The organism is Paenibacillus sp. FSL E2-0151 (assembly GCF_037993015.1).
Taxonomy (GTDB): Bacteria; Bacillota; Bacilli; order Paenibacillales; family Paenibacillaceae; genus Paenibacillus; species Paenibacillus amylolyticus.
In genome coordinates, this window is record NZ_CP150308.1 from 5,742,145 (window position 1) to 5,763,697 (window position 21,553).

The 21,553-nt window shown below is 48.2% G+C and carries 12 protein-coding genes; 2 read left to right on the forward strand and 10 right to left on the reverse strand.

Annotation, left to right across the window (positions count from 1 at the left end; translation table 11 throughout):
* Positions 1–153: 153 nt before the first annotated feature.
* Complete coding sequence (locus tag MHI55_RS25575) at positions 154–1,851, forward strand: type II CAAX endopeptidase family protein (RefSeq protein ID WP_340387478.1); 1,698 nt, start codon at positions 154–156, stop codon at positions 1,849–1,851.
* Here MHI55_RS25575 and uvrC read toward each other — a convergent pair.
* Both uvrC and trxA read right to left on the reverse strand, forming a co-directional pair.
* Entirely contained in the window at positions 1,820–3,907 is a 2,088-nt protein-coding gene (gene uvrC / locus MHI55_RS25580) for an excinuclease ABC subunit UvrC (protein WP_340387480.1), read from the reverse strand. The two genes, MHI55_RS25575 and uvrC, sit on opposite strands and share 32 nt — an antisense overlap.
* Positions 3,908–4,351: 444 nt before the next feature.
* Positions 4,352–4,669: a thioredoxin gene (trxA, locus tag MHI55_RS25585; protein WP_036605788.1), complete on the reverse strand. Its 318-nt coding sequence runs from the start codon at positions 4,667–4,669 to the stop codon at positions 4,352–4,354.
* A gap of 262 nt (positions 4,670–4,931) precedes the next feature.
* Here trxA and MHI55_RS25590 point away from each other — a divergent pair, with 262 nt between their 5' ends.
* Positions 4,932–5,087, forward strand: coding sequence for a hypothetical protein (locus MHI55_RS25590; RefSeq protein WP_017692450.1), 156 nt, complete (start codon positions 4,932–4,934; stop codon positions 5,085–5,087).
* Between the two features lie 179 nt (positions 5,088–5,266).
* On the opposite strand, the gene dnaI is transcribed toward MHI55_RS25590, so the two are convergent.
* From dnaI to MHI55_RS25630, 8 genes are all read right to left on the reverse strand, one after another.
* The gene (dnaI, locus tag MHI55_RS25595; protein ID WP_017692448.1) at positions 5,267–6,217 is read right to left on the reverse strand and encodes a primosomal protein DnaI; all 951 of its coding nucleotides are present in this window, start codon (positions 6,215–6,217) and stop codon (positions 5,267–5,269) included.
* A gap of 262 nt (positions 6,218–6,479) precedes the next feature.
* Positions 6,480–9,263, reverse strand: a complete 2,784-nt coding sequence (locus MHI55_RS25600; RefSeq protein WP_340387482.1) for an alpha-mannosidase — start codon at positions 9,261–9,263, stop codon at positions 6,480–6,482.
* Entirely contained in the window at positions 9,260–12,439 is a 3,180-nt protein-coding gene (locus MHI55_RS25605) for a beta-galactosidase (RefSeq protein ID WP_340387484.1), read from the reverse strand. Before MHI55_RS25605 ends, MHI55_RS25600 begins: the two co-directional genes overlap by 4 nt.
* Complete coding sequence (locus tag MHI55_RS25610; protein WP_076253245.1) at positions 12,436–13,755, reverse strand: glycoside hydrolase family 125 protein; 1,320 nt, start codon at positions 13,753–13,755, stop codon at positions 12,436–12,438. The genes MHI55_RS25605 and MHI55_RS25610 overlap by 4 nt, the downstream gene beginning before the upstream one ends.
* Positions 13,756–14,047: 292 nt before the next feature.
* Entirely contained in the window at positions 14,048–17,254 is a 3,207-nt protein-coding gene (locus MHI55_RS25615) for an alpha-mannosidase (RefSeq protein WP_076253244.1), read from the reverse strand.
* 4 nt (positions 17,255–17,258) lie between these two features.
* Positions 17,259–19,613, reverse strand: coding sequence for a glycoside hydrolase family 3 N-terminal domain-containing protein (locus MHI55_RS25620; protein ID WP_076253243.1), 2,355 nt, complete (start codon positions 19,611–19,613; stop codon positions 17,259–17,261).
* A gap of 36 nt (positions 19,614–19,649) precedes the next feature.
* Positions 19,650–20,570, reverse strand: coding sequence for a carbohydrate ABC transporter permease (locus tag MHI55_RS25625; RefSeq protein ID WP_036605781.1), 921 nt, complete (start codon positions 20,568–20,570; stop codon positions 19,650–19,652).
* 23 nt (positions 20,571–20,593) lie between these two features.
* Positions 20,594–21,523, reverse strand: a complete 930-nt coding sequence (locus MHI55_RS25630; RefSeq protein ID WP_036605780.1) for an ABC transporter permease subunit — start codon at positions 21,521–21,523, stop codon at positions 20,594–20,596.
* Positions 21,524–21,553 lie beyond the last annotated feature (30 nt).

Sequence of the window (21,553 nt, forward strand, 5' to 3'; positions counted from 1 at the left end):
ATATGGAGTAGCGGAGCGTAGATCGAGCTACGTGAGCAACGGACATTTCGGCTGAATTCCATATTCGATGCTGATGATGAATTTTAGGCAACCTTCGTAATCAAAAGCGGACTTTTTGAACTACCTCTATCAATAAAGGAGGAACACCATTACATGAATCCCTTAGGGCAGCCTTTGCAACTCAAGGCTAACTTCAAGCGGCTGGGGTTGCTTGCGGCGATTGGCCTGATTCTATTTTTTGTATTTCAGATCTTTCCTGCTACCTCATCACAAACGACAGAAATTTCGTCTACGTCCTTCATAACCAAGGAGCAGGCGAAGCAATCCGCACGATCATTCGCAGCTTCTGTGAATGACTATACACTGCCAAATGATGATGCAAAAACCCTGGTCACCTACCAGACACATTCGGATATCTACGGGTATATGGCCAAAACCAAACAACTTGATACCTATAACCAGAAATGGGAAACAAGCTATCCTTACGATGTATTCCGCGTTCGTTTGCCTGATCAAGACAAGGGCGGTTATCTTAATGTTGACGTACATATGAAAACAGGAAAAGTCGTCGGCTTCAAACGGGAACTGCCTTCTTCTCTCTATACCGCCATTGAGGCGGAGCAGGTTAGTGGACGAGTGACCACATCGCAAGTACTTGCTGAAGGCAATATATCTCTGGACGAGAAACAACAGCTCGCGGCTGGCGTTCTGACCGAATTCGGTTATGAAGTGCCGGCACTTCAACTGGAGACTCGCGATGGTGAAGCGGGACTGAAGTATGTGGATTCTGAAAAAGCCATTGGAGACTCTAAGCTTGAATTGAAATTTTCGTTTGAAGAGGGTGCGGTACGATCCTTCGATCCTGGATTCTCTGTCCCTGAATCCCATACCGATTATGTGAAAGATCAAACGCGCCAAGCTAATTGGATGACTTATGGCGGTTATGCATTCCTGACCTTTGTTCTGGGCGTGCTGGCAATCATCTATAGCATTCTGACCCGAGCACATACGTCTTTCAAACGCGGGATCATTCTCTCGCTGGTGTATTTCGCAGCTTCGGTAATTGGTACGCTGAACATGATTCCACTCTTTCAGGCACAAGGGATCTCCAGCTTCATGTTAGCGTTCCTGATGTTAATGCAGGCGGGAATTACACTGGTCATGAGTGCAACCATCTATCTGTCCCTTGTTGCTGGTGACGGCATGTGGCGTAAAATAGGTCTGAACCCATGGCCTCGTGCCAAAGAACCCGGATATGGAAAATATGTACTTCACAGCATGGTTGCTGGTTACCTGTGGGCATTCATTCTACTGGGTGTGCAATCCATCCTGTTCTTCATTCTGGAGCGAAGCATCGGCACATGGTCAACGACGTCAGCAGATCAATCTACTTTTAATATGACCTATGCCTGGCTCTTCCCGATCATGGCCTGGATGGCCGGTATTGGTGAAGAAACTGTTTATCGACTGTTCGGCATTCGCATGATGCAAAAGATTGTGCGTAACACGTTTATTGCCTGTCTGATTCCAACCATCATTTGGGCACTTGGACACACATTGTATCCGATCTATCCAGTAATCACCCGTCCCATTGAGCTGATGGTGATTGGATTGCTGTTCAGTCTGATCATGCTGCGTCACGGCTTCATTGCCGTTGTATTTGCCCATGTGATCTTCGACAGCTTGCTGATGGGACTCAGCTTGGTCTTTATGGGCGATGCCCTGAATATGACAGCTGGACTCTTCTGGATTGTACTCCCGGCCATTGTTGGATATGTGGTCTACAAATTCAATCCAAAACAAAAAGAGAAGCCGTATGTTACGACTCCTCATCCCGAAGTGCTGCAATAATCTGATTTGCCAGTTTGTCACCAATAGATAGAGGCCGGAAGTCTTCGACGCTGGCCTCTTTTATTTTGCGCAAAGAGCCAAAATGCTTCAACAACAACTTACGCCGCTTCTCTCCAATACCCGGAATGGCATCCAAACGTGATGTCACCATCGATTTGCCACGCTGTTCCCGGTGGAACGAGATCGCAAAACGGTGGACCTCTTCCTGTATCCGCTGCAACAGGTAGAATTCCTGACTATCCCGTGGCAGGGAGATGACTTCCGGTGGATTACCGATCATCAACTGCGAAGTCTTATGCTTCGCATCCTTCACCAGACCACATACCGGAATAAACAGCCCCAGCTCATTTTCCAAAATATCGACCGCAGCCGAAATCTGTCCTTTACCACCATCGACCACAATCAGGTCAGGCTGGGTCAGGTTTTCTTTTAATACCCGTTCGTAACGGCGACGGATGACCTCTCTCATCGTTTCATAATCATCCGGTCCTTCAACCGAACGGACCTTGTACTTCCGATATTCCTTCTTATCCGGTTTACCATCGGTAAATACGATCATGGCAGATACCGGGTTTGTACCCTGAATGTTCGAGTTATCAAACGCTTCAATACGGTGAAGCTGATCCAATCCAATAAAACGTCCCAGTCCTTCGGCAGCTTTTGATGTACGTTCTTCATTTCGCTCAATCAAACGGAACTTCTCTTCCAATGCCACACGTGCGTTATCCACAGCCATCGTAATCATCTGGCGTTTCAATCCACGTTGCGGAATGAGCACTTTGATCTCCAACCACTCCTGTAAAGCAGCGGCAACCTGAGTTGGGTCTTCCAATCCTGATGGAAGCTTTTCAGTTGAAGCAGTTGTATCCGTTATTAGAGCATCCTCTTGCATACTGTCAGGTTGTTCACCTTCTGCCTCAGCGGAAGCTCCGTAAGTTGCACGAGTCTCAGCAACCAGTGGCTGGGAAGCGTTACTATGCTCCACTTGTCCCGCCTGATCGAACTCTACCGTAACTGCGGCAGGTACCGATCCATCAGTATCAGAACCCGTATCAACACTATCATTATCTGTTGCAAGATCCTTGGGCATTTCCGGTAACAAAATTTCTTGTGGTAATGCCGGATTATCGCTGTAATACTGTGTTACATAGGACATGAAATCACTGTACGCCTCACCGTAAAACGGGAAGGTGGAGACATGGCGTTCGATCATTTTACCCTGACGCATATATAGAATCTGGACACACATCCAGCCTTTATCAATGGCAAAACCAAATACATCACGGTCTCTGGCATCGGCCATCGTAATTTTCTGTTTTTCCATCATCGCATCGATGGCGATTACCTGGTCGCGCAGTTCCTTGGCACGTTCAAAATAAAGATCCTCCGCAGCCTCTTGCATCTTTCGCTGCAAATCCTTCTTGATCTCTTCGTGACCACCACTCAGAAATGAACCAATCTCTTGGGAAATCTGGTCGTACTGCTCCTTCTCCACTTCCTTCACACAAGGGGCAAGACACTGTCCCATGTGATAGTACAGACAGACTTCTTTGGGCATTACACCACATTTGCGCAGTGGATACATCCGGTCTAGCAATTTTTTCGTTTGGTGTGCCGCATACGAGTTCGGATAAGGTCCGAAGTATTTGGCTTTATCTTTCAGCACACGCCGGGTTACTTCCAGCCGGGGGTGCTTTTCATTTGTAATTTTAAGATACGGGAATGTCTTGTCATCCTTGAGCAACACGTTGTACCGCGGCATATGTTTCTTGATCAGGTTACACTCCAGAATGAGTGCTTCCATGTTACTGCCCGTCACGATATATTCAAAATCACGAATTTCGGAGACCAGACGCTGGGTCTTTCCGTTATGACTGCCGATAAAATAAGAGCGTACGCGGTTCTTCAACACTTTAGCCTTACCTACATAGATAATGGTGCCTTCACTGTTTTTCATCAGGTAACATCCAGACATGTCTGGCAACAAAGCGAGCTTGTGACGAATCTGCTCCAATGCTTTCTCCTGATCCTGCAAATCATTCATGAATTGATCCATAATTCGGTGAATCCTCCTTCCCGAAAAAGCTGAAATCCTCACGTTACATGAAATACTCCGACGACAGAATGATCTTTCGATCGCTGTAATTCACACGAACACTACGATAACAGAACAACCTTCCAATCGCTGTTATCCCCAGATTTTTTGATTCCCTTTTACAAGGGGAAAATCCGGTGATAAAGGCGAACGCTTCGCTTTTTCAGGTTTCTTCTGTTCTCTCCGCTATTGTGTGAGTAATTAGTGCAATACATATTAAAAGTGAAACTCGGATAAAAATTGCAACGGCTATGCTTCTAAGGCTCATTTCTGTCCTCTCCGTTAACATGTAAATTTCCAGTTTCATTTTATATAAATAGTATACTTTATATTGTCCTATATAAAGGTATTCGACGCAAAACGCCCCCGGCATGTAAACCGGAGGCGTATGTGTAAGCCTGTAAATTATTGGTGTTTTTCGATAATTCCTTTGAGCGCATCTTTCGAGTTCAGACCAACCACTTTATCTACCGGTTGACCGTCTTTGAAGAAGATCAAAGTTGGAATGCTCATTACGCCAAAGCGGGAAGCTGATTCCGGATTTTCATCCACGTTAACTTTAGCAATTTTCACTGCATCGCCAACTTCTGTGGACAGCTCTTCCAGGATTGGAGCGAGCATTTTACAAGGACCACACCAAGGCGCCCAGAAATCAACAAGAACCGTTCCTTCGCCTTCTACTTCAGCGTTGAAGGATTGATCGGATACGTTAACAATAGCCATGAAATTGTCCTCCTTATATATACTTACGGTTTATTTTAACCTGTAACGTCGTGAACGACACTTCCAGTATAACACAGGTACGTCAAACTTGTGAATTGAACGCTGCAATGTTCATCTTCCCAACATCAAATCTTCACAATTACAGGATGTGGCATACTAACTGCAAAATCTTTACAAACGCTTTCTTTTCCAAGTATACTAAAATTACTACGGTATCAGCCCCCATACGGGCAAGCTGTATTCCCCATAAGGAGGCAATAACATGGATGCAAATGTGCGGATCAGCGACCCGCGTGAACATGTGAACGAGGAACCCCGCAACGATCTATTTGATCTGATCGCGGGTGTTGCCGGCATGGCCGGCCTGATGACAGTGATCTTTTTCGGTATGGTTATCTTCAAATTCCTCACCGAATAGGATGCTTCCAGGCTTACGCAGGACCAGAAAAGCCCGGTTTTCGCAACAATGCGAAAGCCAGGCTTTTTTTGGGACTACTTTAGCTTTTGATTGCAATCAGCTCAGCTTCTAAATCAAAAGCTCCACCAATGATTTGAAGATTAACCTTGTCCAGAACCATTTCGTTCAATTAGATCGGTTCAACGTTTACCGCGCTGATTCTCACCCCGAACGGAGATGACATCCACGAATGGACGAATCCGGTCCATGAGACGCTGGCCTTTATTCATTTCCTCGCCGTCCCGGTTGGTAAAGCTAAGATGTTTCTCCAGCCCATCCAGACTATAATTGGAAGTATAGAACGTTGGTTTGCGATTCATCCGATAGTTCAGAATGGACCCCATCACATGATCTCGTACCCAAGGATTCAGATTCTCTGCCCCGATATCATCAAAGATGAGCAGATCACAACTTTTCAAAATATCCGTCATTTCCTTCAGCTTGTTTCCTTCACTGATCATGGATTTCAGATCCTCCACAAAGTCAGGCATATAGATAATGACACCCGTGTGGCCTGCAACCGCCAGTTCATGCAGCAGATAACACATCAGAAACGTCTTACCCGTCCCGAATGTCCCTTCCAGGAACAGTCCTTGTGGAGACAGTCCGTTCTCCTTGGTCTCGCTAATATACCGAAGCACCTGATTCACAGCCGGAGCACGCATCCGATCCTTGCCCATAATCTCTACATCGTTGTATCCGGCACTGAGCGCACGCTCGTCCACATAGAAACTGCGAATTCGTTGCTTAATGATATGTTCATTTTGCCGGGCGATATGTTTGGAACAAGGTGCTTTTATATCTATGATTTCGGGTTTACCGTTAAAATGTTCTACTTCCAGTTTGCAAAAGTGGCCCTGAAAATCGTTAGGGCAGTTGTCGAGTCCCGGACAATTCGCACAGTTCTTGGAGTCTTTAGCGTACTGAAATAGCTTGCTCAGATCGGTCATGAGCTGTGCATCTTGCAGTTCAGGATGACCTGCGCGGAATTCGCGTACGTACGGATTTTCCATCAATTCCGCCGCAATCCGCCGCGATTGCTCACGAAAGGCAGGGTTCAGCTGCTGAAGCAGTCCTCCCAAGGATTCCATGGCTTCAAGCCCCCTTAATGTTTCAATATAGAATGAACAATGAAGTGTACCCCTGACCATCTTGATGGCATAGGAACTTTCGATCATTTGCAATTCTACTGTTCATTCTATAGAAAAACAACCAATAACTCAACTCATAGATCTGGTAAATAGCGTAACCCTTCCACCACCGTACGTAATGCCTAGTTTAGAGCACACTGCAGTCCTGTACCTTTTATTACGTGGTCAAAAGTCTGTTTTTCGACCTTTTGAACAACCTTTATTAGCGCCGCAAGCCGACAGTAACGATCTCGCATGAGCCTGTCTGTATGGTCCATTCTTTATTGGCAAATGATAATGTCGACGCCTCTTCTATGCTGCGGGCAATAAGCCTTTCGCCCTCTTCCTCCAGGATGTTGCTTTTGTATGCCGTTTCGAATGGCTGTGGATTCGCTTGCGATGCAGCAAACTTCAACGTAGCAGATTCGGTGGTCATATTGAACCAGCGGAGCATCACATCACCGGAATCTTCATTTACCTTGAGTGAAGAAAATGCTAAACCGTCTCCTTGCCATGCAAACGGTGTGTTGCTAGGTGTCAGATAACCCGGGTGTACTTCGGTTTGTGCCAGCGTCCAAGGAACCTGGAACTGATACGCCTCGATATATGCACCTGATGCTGCACCATTGCCATCATGCGGAGTGATCTCGATCTGAAATGTATGTTCACCAAGACATTGTGCTTCCGGTGTCGGGAACAAACCCCAGTCTCCGAGTTCGCCTACCGCACGAAGCAGCGTCACGGCGATGGTGTTGCGTCCATCCTGAAGGACTTCATATTCATTCAGACCCAGATTGGCTACGACCAATCCTGCGTCTTGTTCACTTACATCTACAAAACTCTGTTGATGCTGTGTATTGCTTGGATTTTGCCACTCCGGTGCAGGCTTGTTATCACGTGTTGCAATTTCGAACATGGAATCCACATGATGAACAGCAGATACCAGATCGGTTGGGAAAAGAGAACGCACCCGATGATCCTTCGCCTGATTGTTGAAGGTTGTTTCCATTTGCACTCCTTTTCCACTACGACTGAGGGATACAACCGTGCGAATCTGGAGCGGAATCATCTTCGTTGAACGCTGGGCTTTGCGATGTGGATAATAAATCAGTTCTCGCTGTTCCTGATCCAGCATCTCATCCGCTGACTCCGGTATTTCCCAATGATGAATAACTTCAAACGAGGCCAAGTATGATGTATCCTCAAGAACCCGAATCTCGGCCTGAAGCTCGTGTGTTGTCGATGCAACTTCATTCTCTGGTTGTTTGAACATGTATTCATTGCCGATATCACCCACATTTTCGTATACGCCAAGGTCCTTGTAAGTCCGGCCTGTTCGTTTGTCTGTGATTGTGAATGAACCGTTGTCTGCAATCGTGACGATCATATATTGATTTTCCATACCACGTTCACCACGCAACAGCGAAGTCGTTTTCGAAGGAGTACCACTCTTAGCATCATCCGCAACGTTGATCAATGCATAGGTTTTCAGGCCAAATGCAGCCACATTCTCTGTTTCAAAACGAATACGAACGCGCCGACAGCTATACGGCTGACGGAAGCGATCATCCGGCAGATCATAGCCGAATTGCAGACCCAGATCCTCCACCGTACATGGAATGTGATTACCATCTTCATCTACCAGTATGCGATCTGACAGGTCAACGGCTTTCATCTGTGCCGCCATTTCCTCCAATGTATGTCCATCCCGGAAATACAACCGAGTCGCGTCCAGTTCCATCTGAACTACACCGCTGCGTTCCCACCCCGTTGTATTAAACACTACAACAGGCCGGGCATTTTCGCCGTAACGCTCAAAGATGGAGGTATCGACAGCTGTAGCAATCTGGCTGGTGATCTCTTCAATTAAAGCCTCTGCTACATGACGGCTCTTATCAAACCGTGTCACCATCTCGCGATGCACCTCATCCACACTGCATCCACAGATGCTGTCATGCGGATGATTTTGCATCAGCGTTTTCCAGGCATACGTCAGTTGATCATGTGGATAGGCATGTCCAAGCAGATAGGCGTAGGATGCCAGGGGTTCAGCCACCTTTTCCAGCATGGTCTGGCCCAGTTGGTTCATCTGTTTCAGATACACACGAGCCGAGGCGGTGTTCACCAAGGTTCCCCAGCCATCGGTACGCTGGCTGCGCAGTTCTCCTTTGACCGTGGACAACTCATGTTCAGAAGATGCTCTCAGAGCCTCCAGATAATCTGGAAAATTCGAGTGAATGAACTCGATATCGGGATGTAATTGTTCAGCCATGCGAATCGCTTCTGGCAGATCTCGCTGAATCGGCTGGTGATCACATCCGTTCATGTACAACAACTCATTGGTCGATGCATATTTCTCGGCATCTGCAAGCTTGGTTTCCCAGAACTTGCGGGCCGATTCCTCGTCTACAGGAACTTCATTTCCGTTGGAGTACCAGTTGGCAAACAATACGCCGAGCACTTTTGATCCGTCTGGTCCTTCCCACATCAGCTCCGAGAAGCTTGATTCATATCCGGCATCCGATACCGTATTGTTAAATCCCGTCGGCTTCACACCACGTCCAAAAAACACATTATCAATGCCTGATTGCTGCATCAGCTGTGGAGTCTGCCCGACCAATCCAAATGTATCGGGAAAGTAACCAATTTTCGAAGGGGTGCCGTAACGTTTGGCGTCCTTATGTCCAACCTGCATGTTGCGCACATTGGCTTCTCCGCTCGTCAGAAACGCATCCTGCAAAATGTACCATGGTCCAATCACAATCCGCCCATTGCGGATATGCTTCTCCAGTCGTTCTTTCTGCTCCGGTCGAACCTGAAGATAATCTTCGATGATAATCGTTTGTCCATCCAAATAAAAGCTTTTATAGTCCGATCCCTCATCCAGCTGATCCAACAGTGAATCGACGAGCTGAATGAGTCGCATATGATGCTTCTCATACGGCAAGTACCATTCCCGATCCCAGTGGGTATGCGAAATAATATGTGCTCTCTTTTTCTTGGTCATCGTGTTATCCCACCTCTTTCATCTTGTTGTACAATCTCAACCTCATCAGGGCGATACACGCCATTCAGCTTACCGGAAGCATCTGTCGCAAACAGCACCGAACGATTTTTCTCCAATTGGAACGAATACGATACACCTGTACGTTGATCTCTCACGTGAACTTCATGGTTCAAGGAAAATTCCGATACAAATACATACAGATTTCCTTTTGGAAAACTCAGCTTCCGGCCATAGATCCCTGCGATATCTCCGCCAGATATCCATTCCAACTCCTGTTCGATGCCCGAAATCTCGGTTGCATAACGATACAATTCAGCAAGTGGCTCGTCCCGTCCATTTAACTCGAGCGGCAGTGGAGTCCAGATTAATTTCCCTTTACCCAAAGGCAAAACGGTTACTTCATCTGCTGTACCTTTATCCCCATGAAGCAACGTCTCCTTTGCCACCTCGGCGATACGACGCCGTCCATAGGTCACACGGTGATTCACGCCATTAATATTCAGCAGTTCTTCCCGCTGCACGTTACCCAGACTGCGTTTGCCGACAATATGATCTGCCCGGTCAGTTGCCTTCCAGTATGCATCCAGTCCCAGTGGTCCAGTGATGAGCAGACTTGTACCTGTCTTCTCCGCAAACGTGAGCAATTGTTGAAGTGCATCGCTGTCCATATTATGCGGACTCGGTACGATGATCAGTTTCGGTGGCTGCTGCTCCAACGCTTCCAGATGATATTCGGATAACGCACGGAATGGCAATTTCAGATCATAGGACATTACACGAGTCAGCTTTGTTGTAGCATCATAGGCCAGGGCACGGTTGGAGAAGTCATTGGAATACGGGAACACGACTGCAATATCCTCCAGCTCGCGGTCTTCAAAGAGATCACGAATGCCATGCATGAATCGGCCAAAATCATAAGACACATCTGCCTCTGGTTTCTCCGTACCATCTGCACGCAAGGCTCCGATATGAGACTCATTGGCATTATCCATATAAAAGTTGGTGTTCCAGATCCATTGCACCGCTCCTGCGCCGCCTGTCGAGAACGCATAGGCGTACTTGCATTCGAGAATGCCACGAAGCTCTTCTTCCGTACGTTTGGCTCGTCCATCCGGGGTTTCCACATACATGATGCCCGTCTCCTGAATGAGATTTGGTTTATGTGGCGTTTTAGCGAAAATGCCATCCCAGATCAGATCATCGTTTAACCACCAGGAATGCACCGTTGTATAATCCACTTCACGTTCATAGAAGAAGGGCGAAGGACGCTGTGCACCAAGGGCTTCGTCTTGTCCTACTGTGACCAGATGATCGGGAACTATATCCTTGATTGTACTTACAAGCTCTCTAGCCCAAACATTGTGCATCTCCATAGAGAAGAGACAGTAATCGAGCCAGCGTGTTCCCTTTTTGGCCTTGTGCATGTCCTGTACATCAAAGTTAATCTCTTCCGCCTCCGGAATCACCGCGGCTGCAAAATTCGGAAGCTGCTTCGGTGACATGTTCCATGCCTCCTGCAACGCCTCAATCGTCTCATGACGCTGTTGGAGCCAAGCGATATAAGCCTGCTGTTCATAGGAATCCCTCGCCGAGCGTGGGCCAGCGGAGAAGATGCGCACCGGATCAAACATCGATGGCTCATTAATCAGATCCCAGTCCACATGGGTTGTATGCGTGTGACGACTGACGATGCTACGGATGAAACGTTTCTGAGCCTCGACACTCTGCGGGTCCAAATACGGATTCGTGCCTTCCCATGTCTCCGGTGTAAAGGAGAAGAAGGTGAATGTGACCTGTAAGCCGTGGCGTTTTGCCGTTAAAATAAATGCATCAATGGCACGAAGCACATCCTCTGCCATATGTCCGTCCACCTGCATCATGTTGCGATAGGCGGTCCAGATTCCGGTCCGAATCCAGTTGATTCCTGCTTTCGCCATCTGAGCCATATCTCGATCCCAAACATCTACGTTCGGCAAAAACAGAAATTTCCGTGCCACGTCGGAGGTCATGTAGGTCATGCCCACAACTGGGAGAGGACGTCCGTCTTTTACAAAATAGTCCCTGCTGCGGGTAATCACTTCCCCTTCTGCCAGCAGTGCAGCATCCTGTCCCCAGAAGCCTTGACGCAAGGTCCGAACTTCACCGTCAGGAGCCTGCGCCTGGCATACGATCCGATACAGCCCACTTTCAATGGATACCGGGAGAAGTATACGTTCGAAACGCTGCTCACCGGAAAGTTCCATCTCCAGTCGATGGCTCCATACCTTCTCCGTCGTGCCACTTGTGCGATCTTCATGCTCGACTGTTATGTCGAATGCCCACAGCTCGGACTCGGTAAGTCTGTTCCCTGCTCGCTGTAAAATCTGGCCTTGAAGTGTGAGTATAGCCCGCTCATCTGGCTCATACGAAGCATAATTCGTTTTGAGGGATAACTCAGTTACACCTTGCGCACAGAATTGCGCCCATTTCACAATCTCGGCAGCGCCATCCTGCGTCCAGAATGAGGTGGTCAGCGGCAGATGTACAAACATCCAGCGTGAACCTACGAAAGTCCCGCGCGAGTTTTCCCACAGAACGACCGGAGCGGCGACACTGCGCCCGTCTTTACTCATGCCACGAAGCAATGGATAAATCTGCGTACTCATCGGTCCTGATGACCCCATCTGGTGGGGCAGATCACTTGTTTTGGTTGTATGTGGAACCAGATTCCATGTATCTGCCTTCTCAAACAGCCCCTCTTTCCCAGTGAGAAGCGGGATCTGTTCGGATGAAGTGTACGATTGCACATTGGCAGAAGATACGTTCAGTGCCTCATGAATATAGAGTTCCTGATGATACGCGGTCTGCTCGGACTCTACAACCCATGCCCCATTTTCATATCGAACCGGACGTTTGAAGGGCGCACCACCAACACTAATCAGGCTCCCGCCCTGATGCAGGTAAGCTGCAATTTCCGTCCAGGCGAACTTAGGGAAATAGGGTGCATGCAGATTCACCAGACATCCTTCACCTGCTGTGGTCTTCAAAGCCTCTGCAAGTTCTTCAGCGTTTACAACGGTGATCTCTTCTACTGCTTTCCATGCATTCAGAGCCTGCTCAGTTGGAAAAGTACCATCCAAAGGAAACGTAGAGTCAGCGAAGATAATCAGCTTTTTATCATTAGGTTGGATACTCATAACAGGCCATCCTTCATGGATTTATAGACCAACTGGGAGAACAGGCTGTTGGACCATGCAAACCATTTTCGTGTAAAAATCGTTGGATCATCGGCGTGGAAGCCTTCATGCATATAACCCGTATCTGCATCTGTCGCTTCGAGCATGCGAATAATCTCCAGTTTCTCCTCGGCAGACTGCGCAGTCAGTCCTTGCATGGACAATCCCATATGCCAGATGTAATCTGGTGGGGTGTGAGGGCTACCAATCCCTTTGGCAACCTTGCCTTCATAATAGAACGGGTTCTCTTTGCTCAGGGCAAAACGGCGCGTATTCTGGTAGATCGGATCATCCGCTGTGACGTAACCCAGATATGGAATGGACATAAGTCCCGGTGTACCCGCATCGTCCATGAGACAGTGGTTGCCATAACCGTCCGTCTCGTACGCATAAATCGGTCCAAATTCCGGATGACGATAAATCCCGTACAACTGAATGCCGTGATCCACATCCTGCTCCAGATCCTTCAATTCCTGCAAAAGTTCCATATCCCGGAACACCCACTCGGCAAACTCCTGCATTTGACGCAGAGCGACAACCGCGAACATGTTGCCAGGGATATTGTAGTGGAAATCACACGCATCATCACTGGAACGGAAACCGGACCAGATCATACCCGTGTAGTTGACTGGCATACCTTTTCCGTGATTGCGCAGGGAATCTGTTGGGATGCCGTTATTACGAGTAAAGCGATATGGAGATTGTTCCATGTGATGCTGTTCGACTTTGAACAGGTCCACAATTTTACGCATCGCTGCCTTGAAGCTTGAATCGAAAATGTCGGTCAGCTCGGTTTCCTTCCAATATAAATACGCCAAACGTACAACAAAACATAATGAGTCAATCTCAAATTTGCGTTCCCACACCCAAGGCGACATCTTGGTTTCGTCCGTGGTGTTCCAATGCCAGTCGTTAGCAGTCTCATTGAAGGCATTGGCATATGGATCGATGTGAACATACTGGATATGACGTTTGATCAGCCCGCCAATAATGCGTTGCAGGTCCTCGTCTTCTTTTGCAAACGGAATGTAATGTACCACCTGCTCCACGGAATCACGCAGCCATGAAGCCGGAATATCCCCTGTGATAACAAAAGTCGTACCGTCCTCCATCAACTTGGTTGTTGTTTCGATGGTGTTGGGGAAGCAGTTTTTGAATAATTGAAGCAGTTTTGGTCGGTGAGCCAGTTTCTGTTCTGCTTCTTCGAGCACAGCCTGAATGGATTGTGGCAAAGCAACCGGTGGCATGGGTATTTTGGGTAATCTGAACTGTTCCATGGATGAGTGCAACTCCTTAAACAAATTGAATGGTGTAGCTATACAGGATAAAACAAAAAATTTACACGGGACCACTGCGCGGTCAGAAATATCCTCCGATCGCTGTTATCCCCAGATTTTTTTGATTCCCTTTTCTAAAGGGTAAAATCTGGGGATAGCGTATGCTTCCGATGTAGCTTTCTTTCAGAAAGCTTTTAGGCGAACGCTTCGCTTCTTCTGGTTATTTCTGTCCTCTCCGTTAACGTGTGAATAAAGAGCTGGACATATATAGCTCAAAAATTTTCAAAAAGGTTTACCGCAGTAACACGGTTTGTATTTGGTAAGGTTTAAAAGATAATGTAATCTGGCCATTGGTATGGGCCAGTGGTTGGACCGGTTCTTCCAGTGCGTTGGAGTGATACGCCTGTTCAAAGGCATGTGGCCATTGCAATGTGATGTTTTCGCGTTTGCCTGATGATTCATAGAAACGAAGGACTGTTCCGTGCCCATCCTCTGCCAATTTGACGGTATCTAGAATCACGTGGCTACTGTTGAAGTTAATCCAGGAGCCTGTTGCTGGACGTACAGGTGCCGCAATTGCAGTTGCATCTGCAATTGGATCGACTCCAGTCCCTGTGCTTGGCTGCACCTGCTCTATCTGCTGCTCTTGTTGTATCTGGCCCTTTTGTTGCACTTGTTTCACTTGCTGTACTGTCACCTCATGATTCAGCTCGGCAGCCTGACGTACGGTGTGTGCAGTTCGCCAGTCTCCGTCGTGAGGGTAGAGGGAATAGGTGAATTCATGTTCTCCCAGATCGGCTGTGCGATCAGGCCATTTCGGTGCACGCAGCAAGGACAAACGAATGGTGCTGCCCTGCACGTCATACCCGTACTTGCAGTCGTTGAGCATGCTCACGCCGTATCCATATTCGGAGACATCCGCGAAGCGGTGTCCACAGACTTCATACTGGGCTTGTTCCCAGCTTGTGTTGCGATGTGTTGGGCGTTCCAGTGAGCCAAATGGAATTTCAAATGTGGCCTTGGAGGTCACCACATCAATCGGGAAACCAACTTTTAGAAGTTTGTGATTCTCGTTCCAGTTCACCTGTGTCTGGAAATCAATTCGCCGTGAGTCATGATAAAAGACGATATCTTGTGTAATCACCGATTGATGTAGCTTCCAGCGGAAGCGCAGGACATCTTTCGTTGAACCCGCCAGCACCAGCTTTTTCTCCAAAAGTTCCACTTCGCCAGCAATCTGTTCTTCATAACGACTGTCGATATCCCATGCATCCCAAAGCGTTGGACGATCGTGGAAGAAGTGAAGTTGATTTCCTCGTTCACCCGGCTTCAGCATCTCACGCTCTGCGGTTTTATCCCACAGACGGGTGATCTCCCCACGTTCGTTGAACTGCACATGATAAAAGGCAGTATCCCATGTATCATTAAAGGTTGTTTGTGCGGCAAGGTTCTTCATTTCCCGTACATTCGTTTCCCTTGTATTTTCCGGTACCAGCCAAATCGTCTTATATCCAAACGCCGGAATGTCTGTCACGAGAATAGACATGTTGCCATCCTCCCGATCCATCCGCAAGCGCTGGTCTTCTTCATCGATGCCGTAGCGATCCAAGCCCTCCTGCACAGGAAGTTGAACGACTGCACTCCGTTTCCAGCCCAGGCTGTTGAATACAACATAGGCTACTGAACCTTCTGGTCCCTCTGTATTGATACCCGTTGTCAATGCTGCAATGCCTTGATCCAGTCCGGTTCTGCCTAATTCAAATACCTGTACATATTCCTCATTCGAAGTGACGTAGGACTCCGTAATCGCCGATCCCGGTATAATATCGTGGAATTGATTCAGCAAAATTAATTTCCAGCCTTCATGCAGATTCGAACGCACTTCAGCTTCTGCATCTGCCTCCATATCTGGCAGAGCGAGTGTATTCCACAGCTCAGCTTCTCGATACAGAACCTCCGCTTTCCGGTTGTTACGCTTATTGCGCGCATGGGTCGTATAGGTTCCCCGATGTAACTCCAGATACAGATCGCCATGCCACTTCGGAAGTACAGGTTGCTCCTTTTCAATTCCGGCAAAGAAAGCTCCAGCTGTGCTATATCGGCTCGCAGGCTGACCTACCATCAGGTCTGCGCGATCCACATACTCCAGCATCTCGCGTGTTACGCCACCGCCGCCATCTCCGTGTCCGTATAGAAGCATATGCTCCGGATGAGCCGCTTTCTCACGGTAGGACTGCCAGTGATCATGAATGTCCTTCGGCAACGTATGCTCGTTAACACCATGATTGAGGTAGGACAGGATCGGTGTGCCGTCAATGCCCACCCAGTGGAAGAGATCGTATGGAAACACATTTGTGTCGTTCCATCCGAGCTTTGTTGTCATGAAATATTCCACATTGCCATGCTTCAAAATCTGTGGCAGGGAGGCACAATACCCAAACGTATCCGGCAACCATTCAATCTGTGATGTCTTGCCAAACTCCTCCATATAGAAACGCTGACCATATAACATCTGGCGAATCAGGGACTCCCCGCTTGGGATGTTCAGATCCGGCTCAACCCACATGCCGCCAACCAGTTCCCAGCGGCCTTCTACAATCCGCTGCTTCACCCGTGCGTACAGCTCGGGATCATGCTCCTTCAGAAACGCATATAGTAAGGGTTGGCTCTGGGAATAAACATAGTCCGGATATTCATTCATGAGTGTATCCACGGTGGAGAAAGTACGGCTCGTTTTGCGTACCGTCTCACGTACAGGCCACAGCCAGGCAATATCAATATGGGACTGTCCCACCATATGCTCCAGACCTTCCGCGTTTCCGCCAATCTCACGCACATGATGCTTCAGATTATTCTCAATCTGACGAATACCCTCTCCCTGCTCAATCTCTTCTGCTGACATGCCTACAAATTGATCCATCGCACGATACACCAGTTCTAACAGGCGAACCCGCCGAAAGTCACTTTCCGGTAGCAACACAGCCGAATCACGGACAATAATGACGGTATACATCAGACTACGAACCGCTTCATTGGGTCTCACCAGCAAGCTCGTAATTGATGTGATTGGCGGCTGAATAACCGCCTGTTGATTCAACGGGTCTACAGGTTCAGGTACCGGATCAAACATCTCGATCTCCAGTTCTGGAGCGTTTCCGACTTTGGATGGATCAAGCGTGACGTAGGTATGATTGCGGTCCAGACCCTGATAAGAGTGCCCATTTACCCGAAGCAAGCCTTCTCCGCCTGTCTCAAATACAAGCCCATAAGGTGTTTGCTGCCATGTAGCAGGAATCTCCAAACGTGTTCTAAAGAAATAAGTCGTACCCTGTTTACTCGGAAAACGATCAAAATCTTGGCCTTCCGGGTACTCACCCTGATCCTCATACTGTCCTGGCACATTATAATAAGCGCGGGTAATGCCCCAGCTGCGCAGCTGTATTTGCTCCAGCCACTGATGTTCGGACAACTCGCGAATAAATCGTCTGATACGTTCCATCGTCTTACGCCTCCCTTACGGTCAGTTCGGCTATTTGCGTATCGTTTACGCTGCTGCCGATATGAATATGGAATTGTCCAGGTTCAACGACAGGCTTCAAATCACGACCAATATACTGCAGCTGCTCGGCTCCGATTCGGAATTCCACGGTCTGTGTCTCTCCTGGCTCCAGGTTCACTTTTGCAAACCCCTTCAGTTCCTTGGCCGGACGAGTTAGTGAGCTGACCATGTCAGAGATGTACATCTGTACAACTTCTGCACCTGCATAACGGCCAGTGTTGGTCACATTCACCGATACCGAAACCATATCACCAGCTGTCATGGATGCAGCACTCAACTGCGGTTCACTGTACTCATATGTGGTATAACTCAGTCCGTATCCAAATGCATAACGTGGCTCCAAATCCTCTTCCAAATACCTTTTGCCTCGGGACCGTTTGCCGTTATAGTAGATCGGTAACTGACCGACATGCTTCGGAATGGAGATCGTCAATTTACCCGATGGATTCACATCACCGAATAAAATATCTGCAATGGCACGACCGCCCTCTTGACCCGGATACCACGCCTCCAGAATTGCATCGGCATGTTCATCCACCCAAGGTTCAGTGATGGGACGACCATTAATGTAAACAACGACAAGTTTTTTGCCGAGCTTGTGAATCTCCTGAATAAGTTCCAACTGTACTCCGGCAAGATCCAACGTCATCCGGTCGATCCCTTCGCCACACTCCATATCATTCCAGGAGTTATCCGACACATTGGAAGCCCCCGTCTTCAGATCAATTGTTCCTTCTCCAAAGTCACGTGCACTTGAGCCGCCAACCACCATAATGACCGTATCCGCTTGACTGGCAACTTCGATCGCACGCTCGAATCCTTCTTTCGAATCACCTTTGATCCGGCAGCCTGGTGCATAAAGAACCTGATCTGTACTGCTGTCACCAGTCAAAGCACCAACAGAACTCTTCTCCGTTTGCCCATCCACATGATTAGCCAGCTTAATGCGAATCCCATCTAGTACCGTCGCCACTTTCGACTTCGGTTGCGGAGATGTGTAATCGCCCAGTTGATTGTAGGCCTGATCCGCATTTGGGCCGATCACGGCAATCCGGCCCACATTTGCTAACGAGAGAGGTAACGTGTCAGCCTCATTTTTGAGAAGTACAACCCCTTCCGCAGCCAACTGGCGTGCCAGTTGAATATGCGCTTCACTTCCAATTACTTCTGCTGCCCGATCGGCATCCACATAAGGATGTTCGAATAAGCCCAGTCTGAACTTCAAGGCCAGCACGCGAGAGGTAGCCTGATCCAGAACCTGCATATCAAGTTTGCCTTCTGCCACCGCCTGCACCAGATATTGCCCAAACATCTCACCGGACATTTCCATATCGATGCCTGCCTCAATCGCCTGTACGGAAGCTTCCATTCCATCTGCCGCGACATCATGCCCACTTGCTAGCATGTTGATCGCACCACAATCCGTAATGACCAGACCGTCAAAGCCCCAATCCTTACGCAAAACATCTTCCAGCAATTCCGTATTCACGGTGCAAGGCGTGCCATCAATTTCGTTATATGCTGGCATGATCGACGCAGCGCCCGCTTCCACCGCTTTGCGGAATGGATAGAGATCCACTTCCAGCAGCTCGCGCCAGCCCATATGTACAGGCCCTGCATTACGTCCGCCTTCTGAGCTGCCATAACCAACAAAATGTTTCAGCGTTGCCGCTACTGTATCTCCACGGTCAAGACTTTCACCCTGAAGCCCTTCTACGGAAGCAACTGCCAGCTCTCCAATGAGAAACGGATCTTCACCGAAACATTCCTCCGTACGTCCCCAGCGCGGATCACGCACAACATCCAGTACCGGAGAATAGGTGACCGCACCACCTTGAGCACGTGTCTCCCGTGCTACTGCCCGGCACATCTCCCGATACAGATCCACATTCCAGGTGCTCCCCAGTAAAAGAGGGACAGGATAGACCGTTCCGTCAATAGCCATATGACCATGCGAGCACTCTTCCCCGATCAGAATGGGAATCCCCAGTCTGGAATGTTCTATTGCATAACGTTGAATCAGATTGACCGCCTCAGCGCCTTCTCTGGCGGATAGTCCATTTTCCAGCGTAACGCCCGTCCACGGATCTGCGCGAAGTGCACCATAGAGGGAGCCGATGCCCCCATTTTCCACTTGCTGTTTAAAGGATTCGTTTAACGTGATGTTCCCTTGATCATTCGTATAGGTCTGCCAGCCAAATGGCTGCGTAAGTTGACCTACCTTTTCTTCCGTAGTCATCAGGCTAAGCAGGTGTTGTACCCGTTCCTCTACGGATTTGCTTTGGTCCTTATAAGTCATCAATCTGCATCTCTCCAATCCTATAACGTGATCCGGTTATTCTTTGACCGCGCCCACCGTCAGACCCTGTACAAAATAACGCTGGAAGAACGGATAAGCGAATATAATCGGCAACGTAGCAAGCACAACCATCGCCATTCGGGACGTATCCTGCGGAATGGACTGCATGGCTGCCAGACTCATCGAACTGTTAGCAGAGTTCTGCTGGATAAATTGGATACTCGACTCAATCCGCATTAACATAGATTGCAGTGGTACCAGATTCGGATTATCGATGTATAACAGCGCATTGAACCAATCATTCCAGTAACCGAGTGTACTGAACAACCCGATGGTTGCCAGTCCCGGCAAGGAGAGTGGAACCACGATTTTCATAAAGGTATAGAACTCACCGGCGCCATCAATCTTCGCCGATTCAATGACTGCATCCGGTACACTGGTGGAGTAGAATGTACGCAGGATCATAATATAGAAGGCGTTCATCGCCAGCGGCAGAATCAGTGCCCATAACGTATCTTTCAACCCAAGCAGCTGGGATACGACCATATAGGTTGGAATCATCCCGCCGTTGAACAGCATGGTAAGAATTGCAAAGATGGAGAAAAATCTCCGATATCTGAAGCTCTTGCGGGAAACCGCATACGCATACAGTGACATGAGAATCAAACTGATAATGGTACCGAGTACCGTCACCAGAATGGTAACTCCATACGCCCGCAGCAGCGTGTCCCCACTCTGCCAGACAAACTGATATGCCGCGAGACTCCATTCTGCCGGAATCAGACGATACCCATCACGGGCCAGTGCTTTCTCGTCTGTAAACGAGATGATAACTACAAATATGAAAGGAAATACACAGATTAGAGCGAATAGACCGGCGATAATGTTCATGATCACGTTCCATCCGTTGGATACGTGGTGGAAGTCGCGTTTTTTAACAAGCCCTGCTTGAGCCATAGTGGTTCACTCCTTTCACTGTCCTAGAATAGGCTGCTGTCTTTATCTACTTTGCGAACAACATAGTTGGAGATAATAACAAGCACAAAGCCCACCACGGATTGATACAATCCCGCTGCTGTACTCATGCCGATCTCACCACTAGTTTTCAAACCTCGATATACATACGTATCAATAACATTGGTCACGGAATAAAGCGTACCCGAATCCCTTGGCACCTGATAAAAGAGTCCAAAGTCGGCATAGAAAATGCGGCCTACGGCCAGCAAGGTCATAATCGTGATGATGGGCGACAGCAACGGAATCGTAATATTGCGAATCTGCTGCCATTTGCTTGCTCCATCAATCATGGCTGCTTCATACAGTGATTTATCAATCCCCAGTATGGAAGCCAGATAGACAACACTGCTATAACCTATGGTTTTCCATAACGCTACGAATACCAGAATATACGGCCAATATTTCGCCTCGGAGTACCACTGAATTGGTTCCATCCCAAACCAGCCGATAATCTGATTCAACATCCCGCGGTCCATGCTCAAGAAGCTGAATGCGAAGTAACCAACGATAACCCAGGAGAGAAAATACGGCAGAAACATGCCGGTTTGATACAGTTTGGCGAGTCGTTTATTCACTAGTTCCGAGAGCAGGATTGCCAATGCTACAGCAAATACCAGTCCCAGGAAGATAATGGCGATGTTATAAAAGAGGGTGTTGCGTGTAATGAGCCATGCGTCACTTGTGCTGAACAGGAATTTGAAATTGTCCCAGCCAACCCATTCACTCTTCATCAGACTTGCCCAGAACCCTTCACGGCTGAACCGATATTCTTTGAAAGCAGCCACTGTACCCACGAGTGGCAAGTAGGAGAAGAAGAAGAACCAGATGGCGCCTGGCAGCACCATGAGCAGCATGACTCGGTTTCTAATCAGGTTTTTCAAAAATGTAGTCATTGTGGAGATCCTCCTTCAGGCTTGAATGAA

What these genes read in the sequence shown, in the direction of transcription:
- MHI55_RS25610 (WP_076253245.1), bottom strand. Translation starts at nt 13,755, where the DNA reads ATGGAACAGTTCAGATTACCCAAAATACCCATGCCACCGGTTGCTTTG.
- MHI55_RS25630 (WP_036605780.1), bottom strand. Translation starts at nt 21,523, where the DNA reads ATGACTACATTTTTGAAAAACCTGATTAGAAACCGAGTCATGCTGCTC.
- MHI55_RS25605 (WP_340387484.1), bottom strand. Translation starts at nt 12,439, where the DNA reads ATGAGTATCCAACCTAATGATAAAAAGCTGATTATCTTCGCTGACTCT.
- uvrC (WP_340387480.1), bottom strand. Translation starts at nt 3,907, where the DNA reads ATGGATCAATTCATGAATGATTTGCAGGATCAGGAGAAAGCATTGGAG.
- MHI55_RS25615 (WP_076253244.1), bottom strand. Translation starts at nt 17,254, where the DNA reads ATGGAACGTATCAGACGATTTATTCGCGAGTTGTCCGAACATCAGTGG.
- MHI55_RS25575 (WP_340387478.1), top strand. Translation starts at nt 154, where the DNA reads ATGAATCCCTTAGGGCAGCCTTTGCAACTCAAGGCTAACTTCAAGCGG.
- dnaI (WP_017692448.1), bottom strand. Translation starts at nt 6,217, where the DNA reads ATGGAATCCTTGGGAGGACTGCTTCAGCAGCTGAACCCTGCCTTTCGT.
- MHI55_RS25590 (WP_017692450.1), top strand. Translation starts at nt 4,932, where the DNA reads ATGGATGCAAATGTGCGGATCAGCGACCCGCGTGAACATGTGAACGAG.
- MHI55_RS25625 (WP_036605781.1), bottom strand. Translation starts at nt 20,570, where the DNA reads ATGGCTCAAGCAGGGCTTGTTAAAAAACGCGACTTCCACCACGTATCC.
- trxA (WP_036605788.1), bottom strand. Translation starts at nt 4,669, where the DNA reads ATGGCTATTGTTAACGTATCCGATCAATCCTTCAACGCTGAAGTAGAA.
- MHI55_RS25600 (WP_340387482.1), bottom strand. Translation starts at nt 9,263, where the DNA reads ATGACCAAGAAAAAGAGAGCACATATTATTTCGCATACCCACTGGGAT.
- MHI55_RS25620 (WP_076253243.1), bottom strand. Translation starts at nt 19,613, where the DNA reads ATGACTTATAAGGACCAAAGCAAATCCGTAGAGGAACGGGTACAACAC.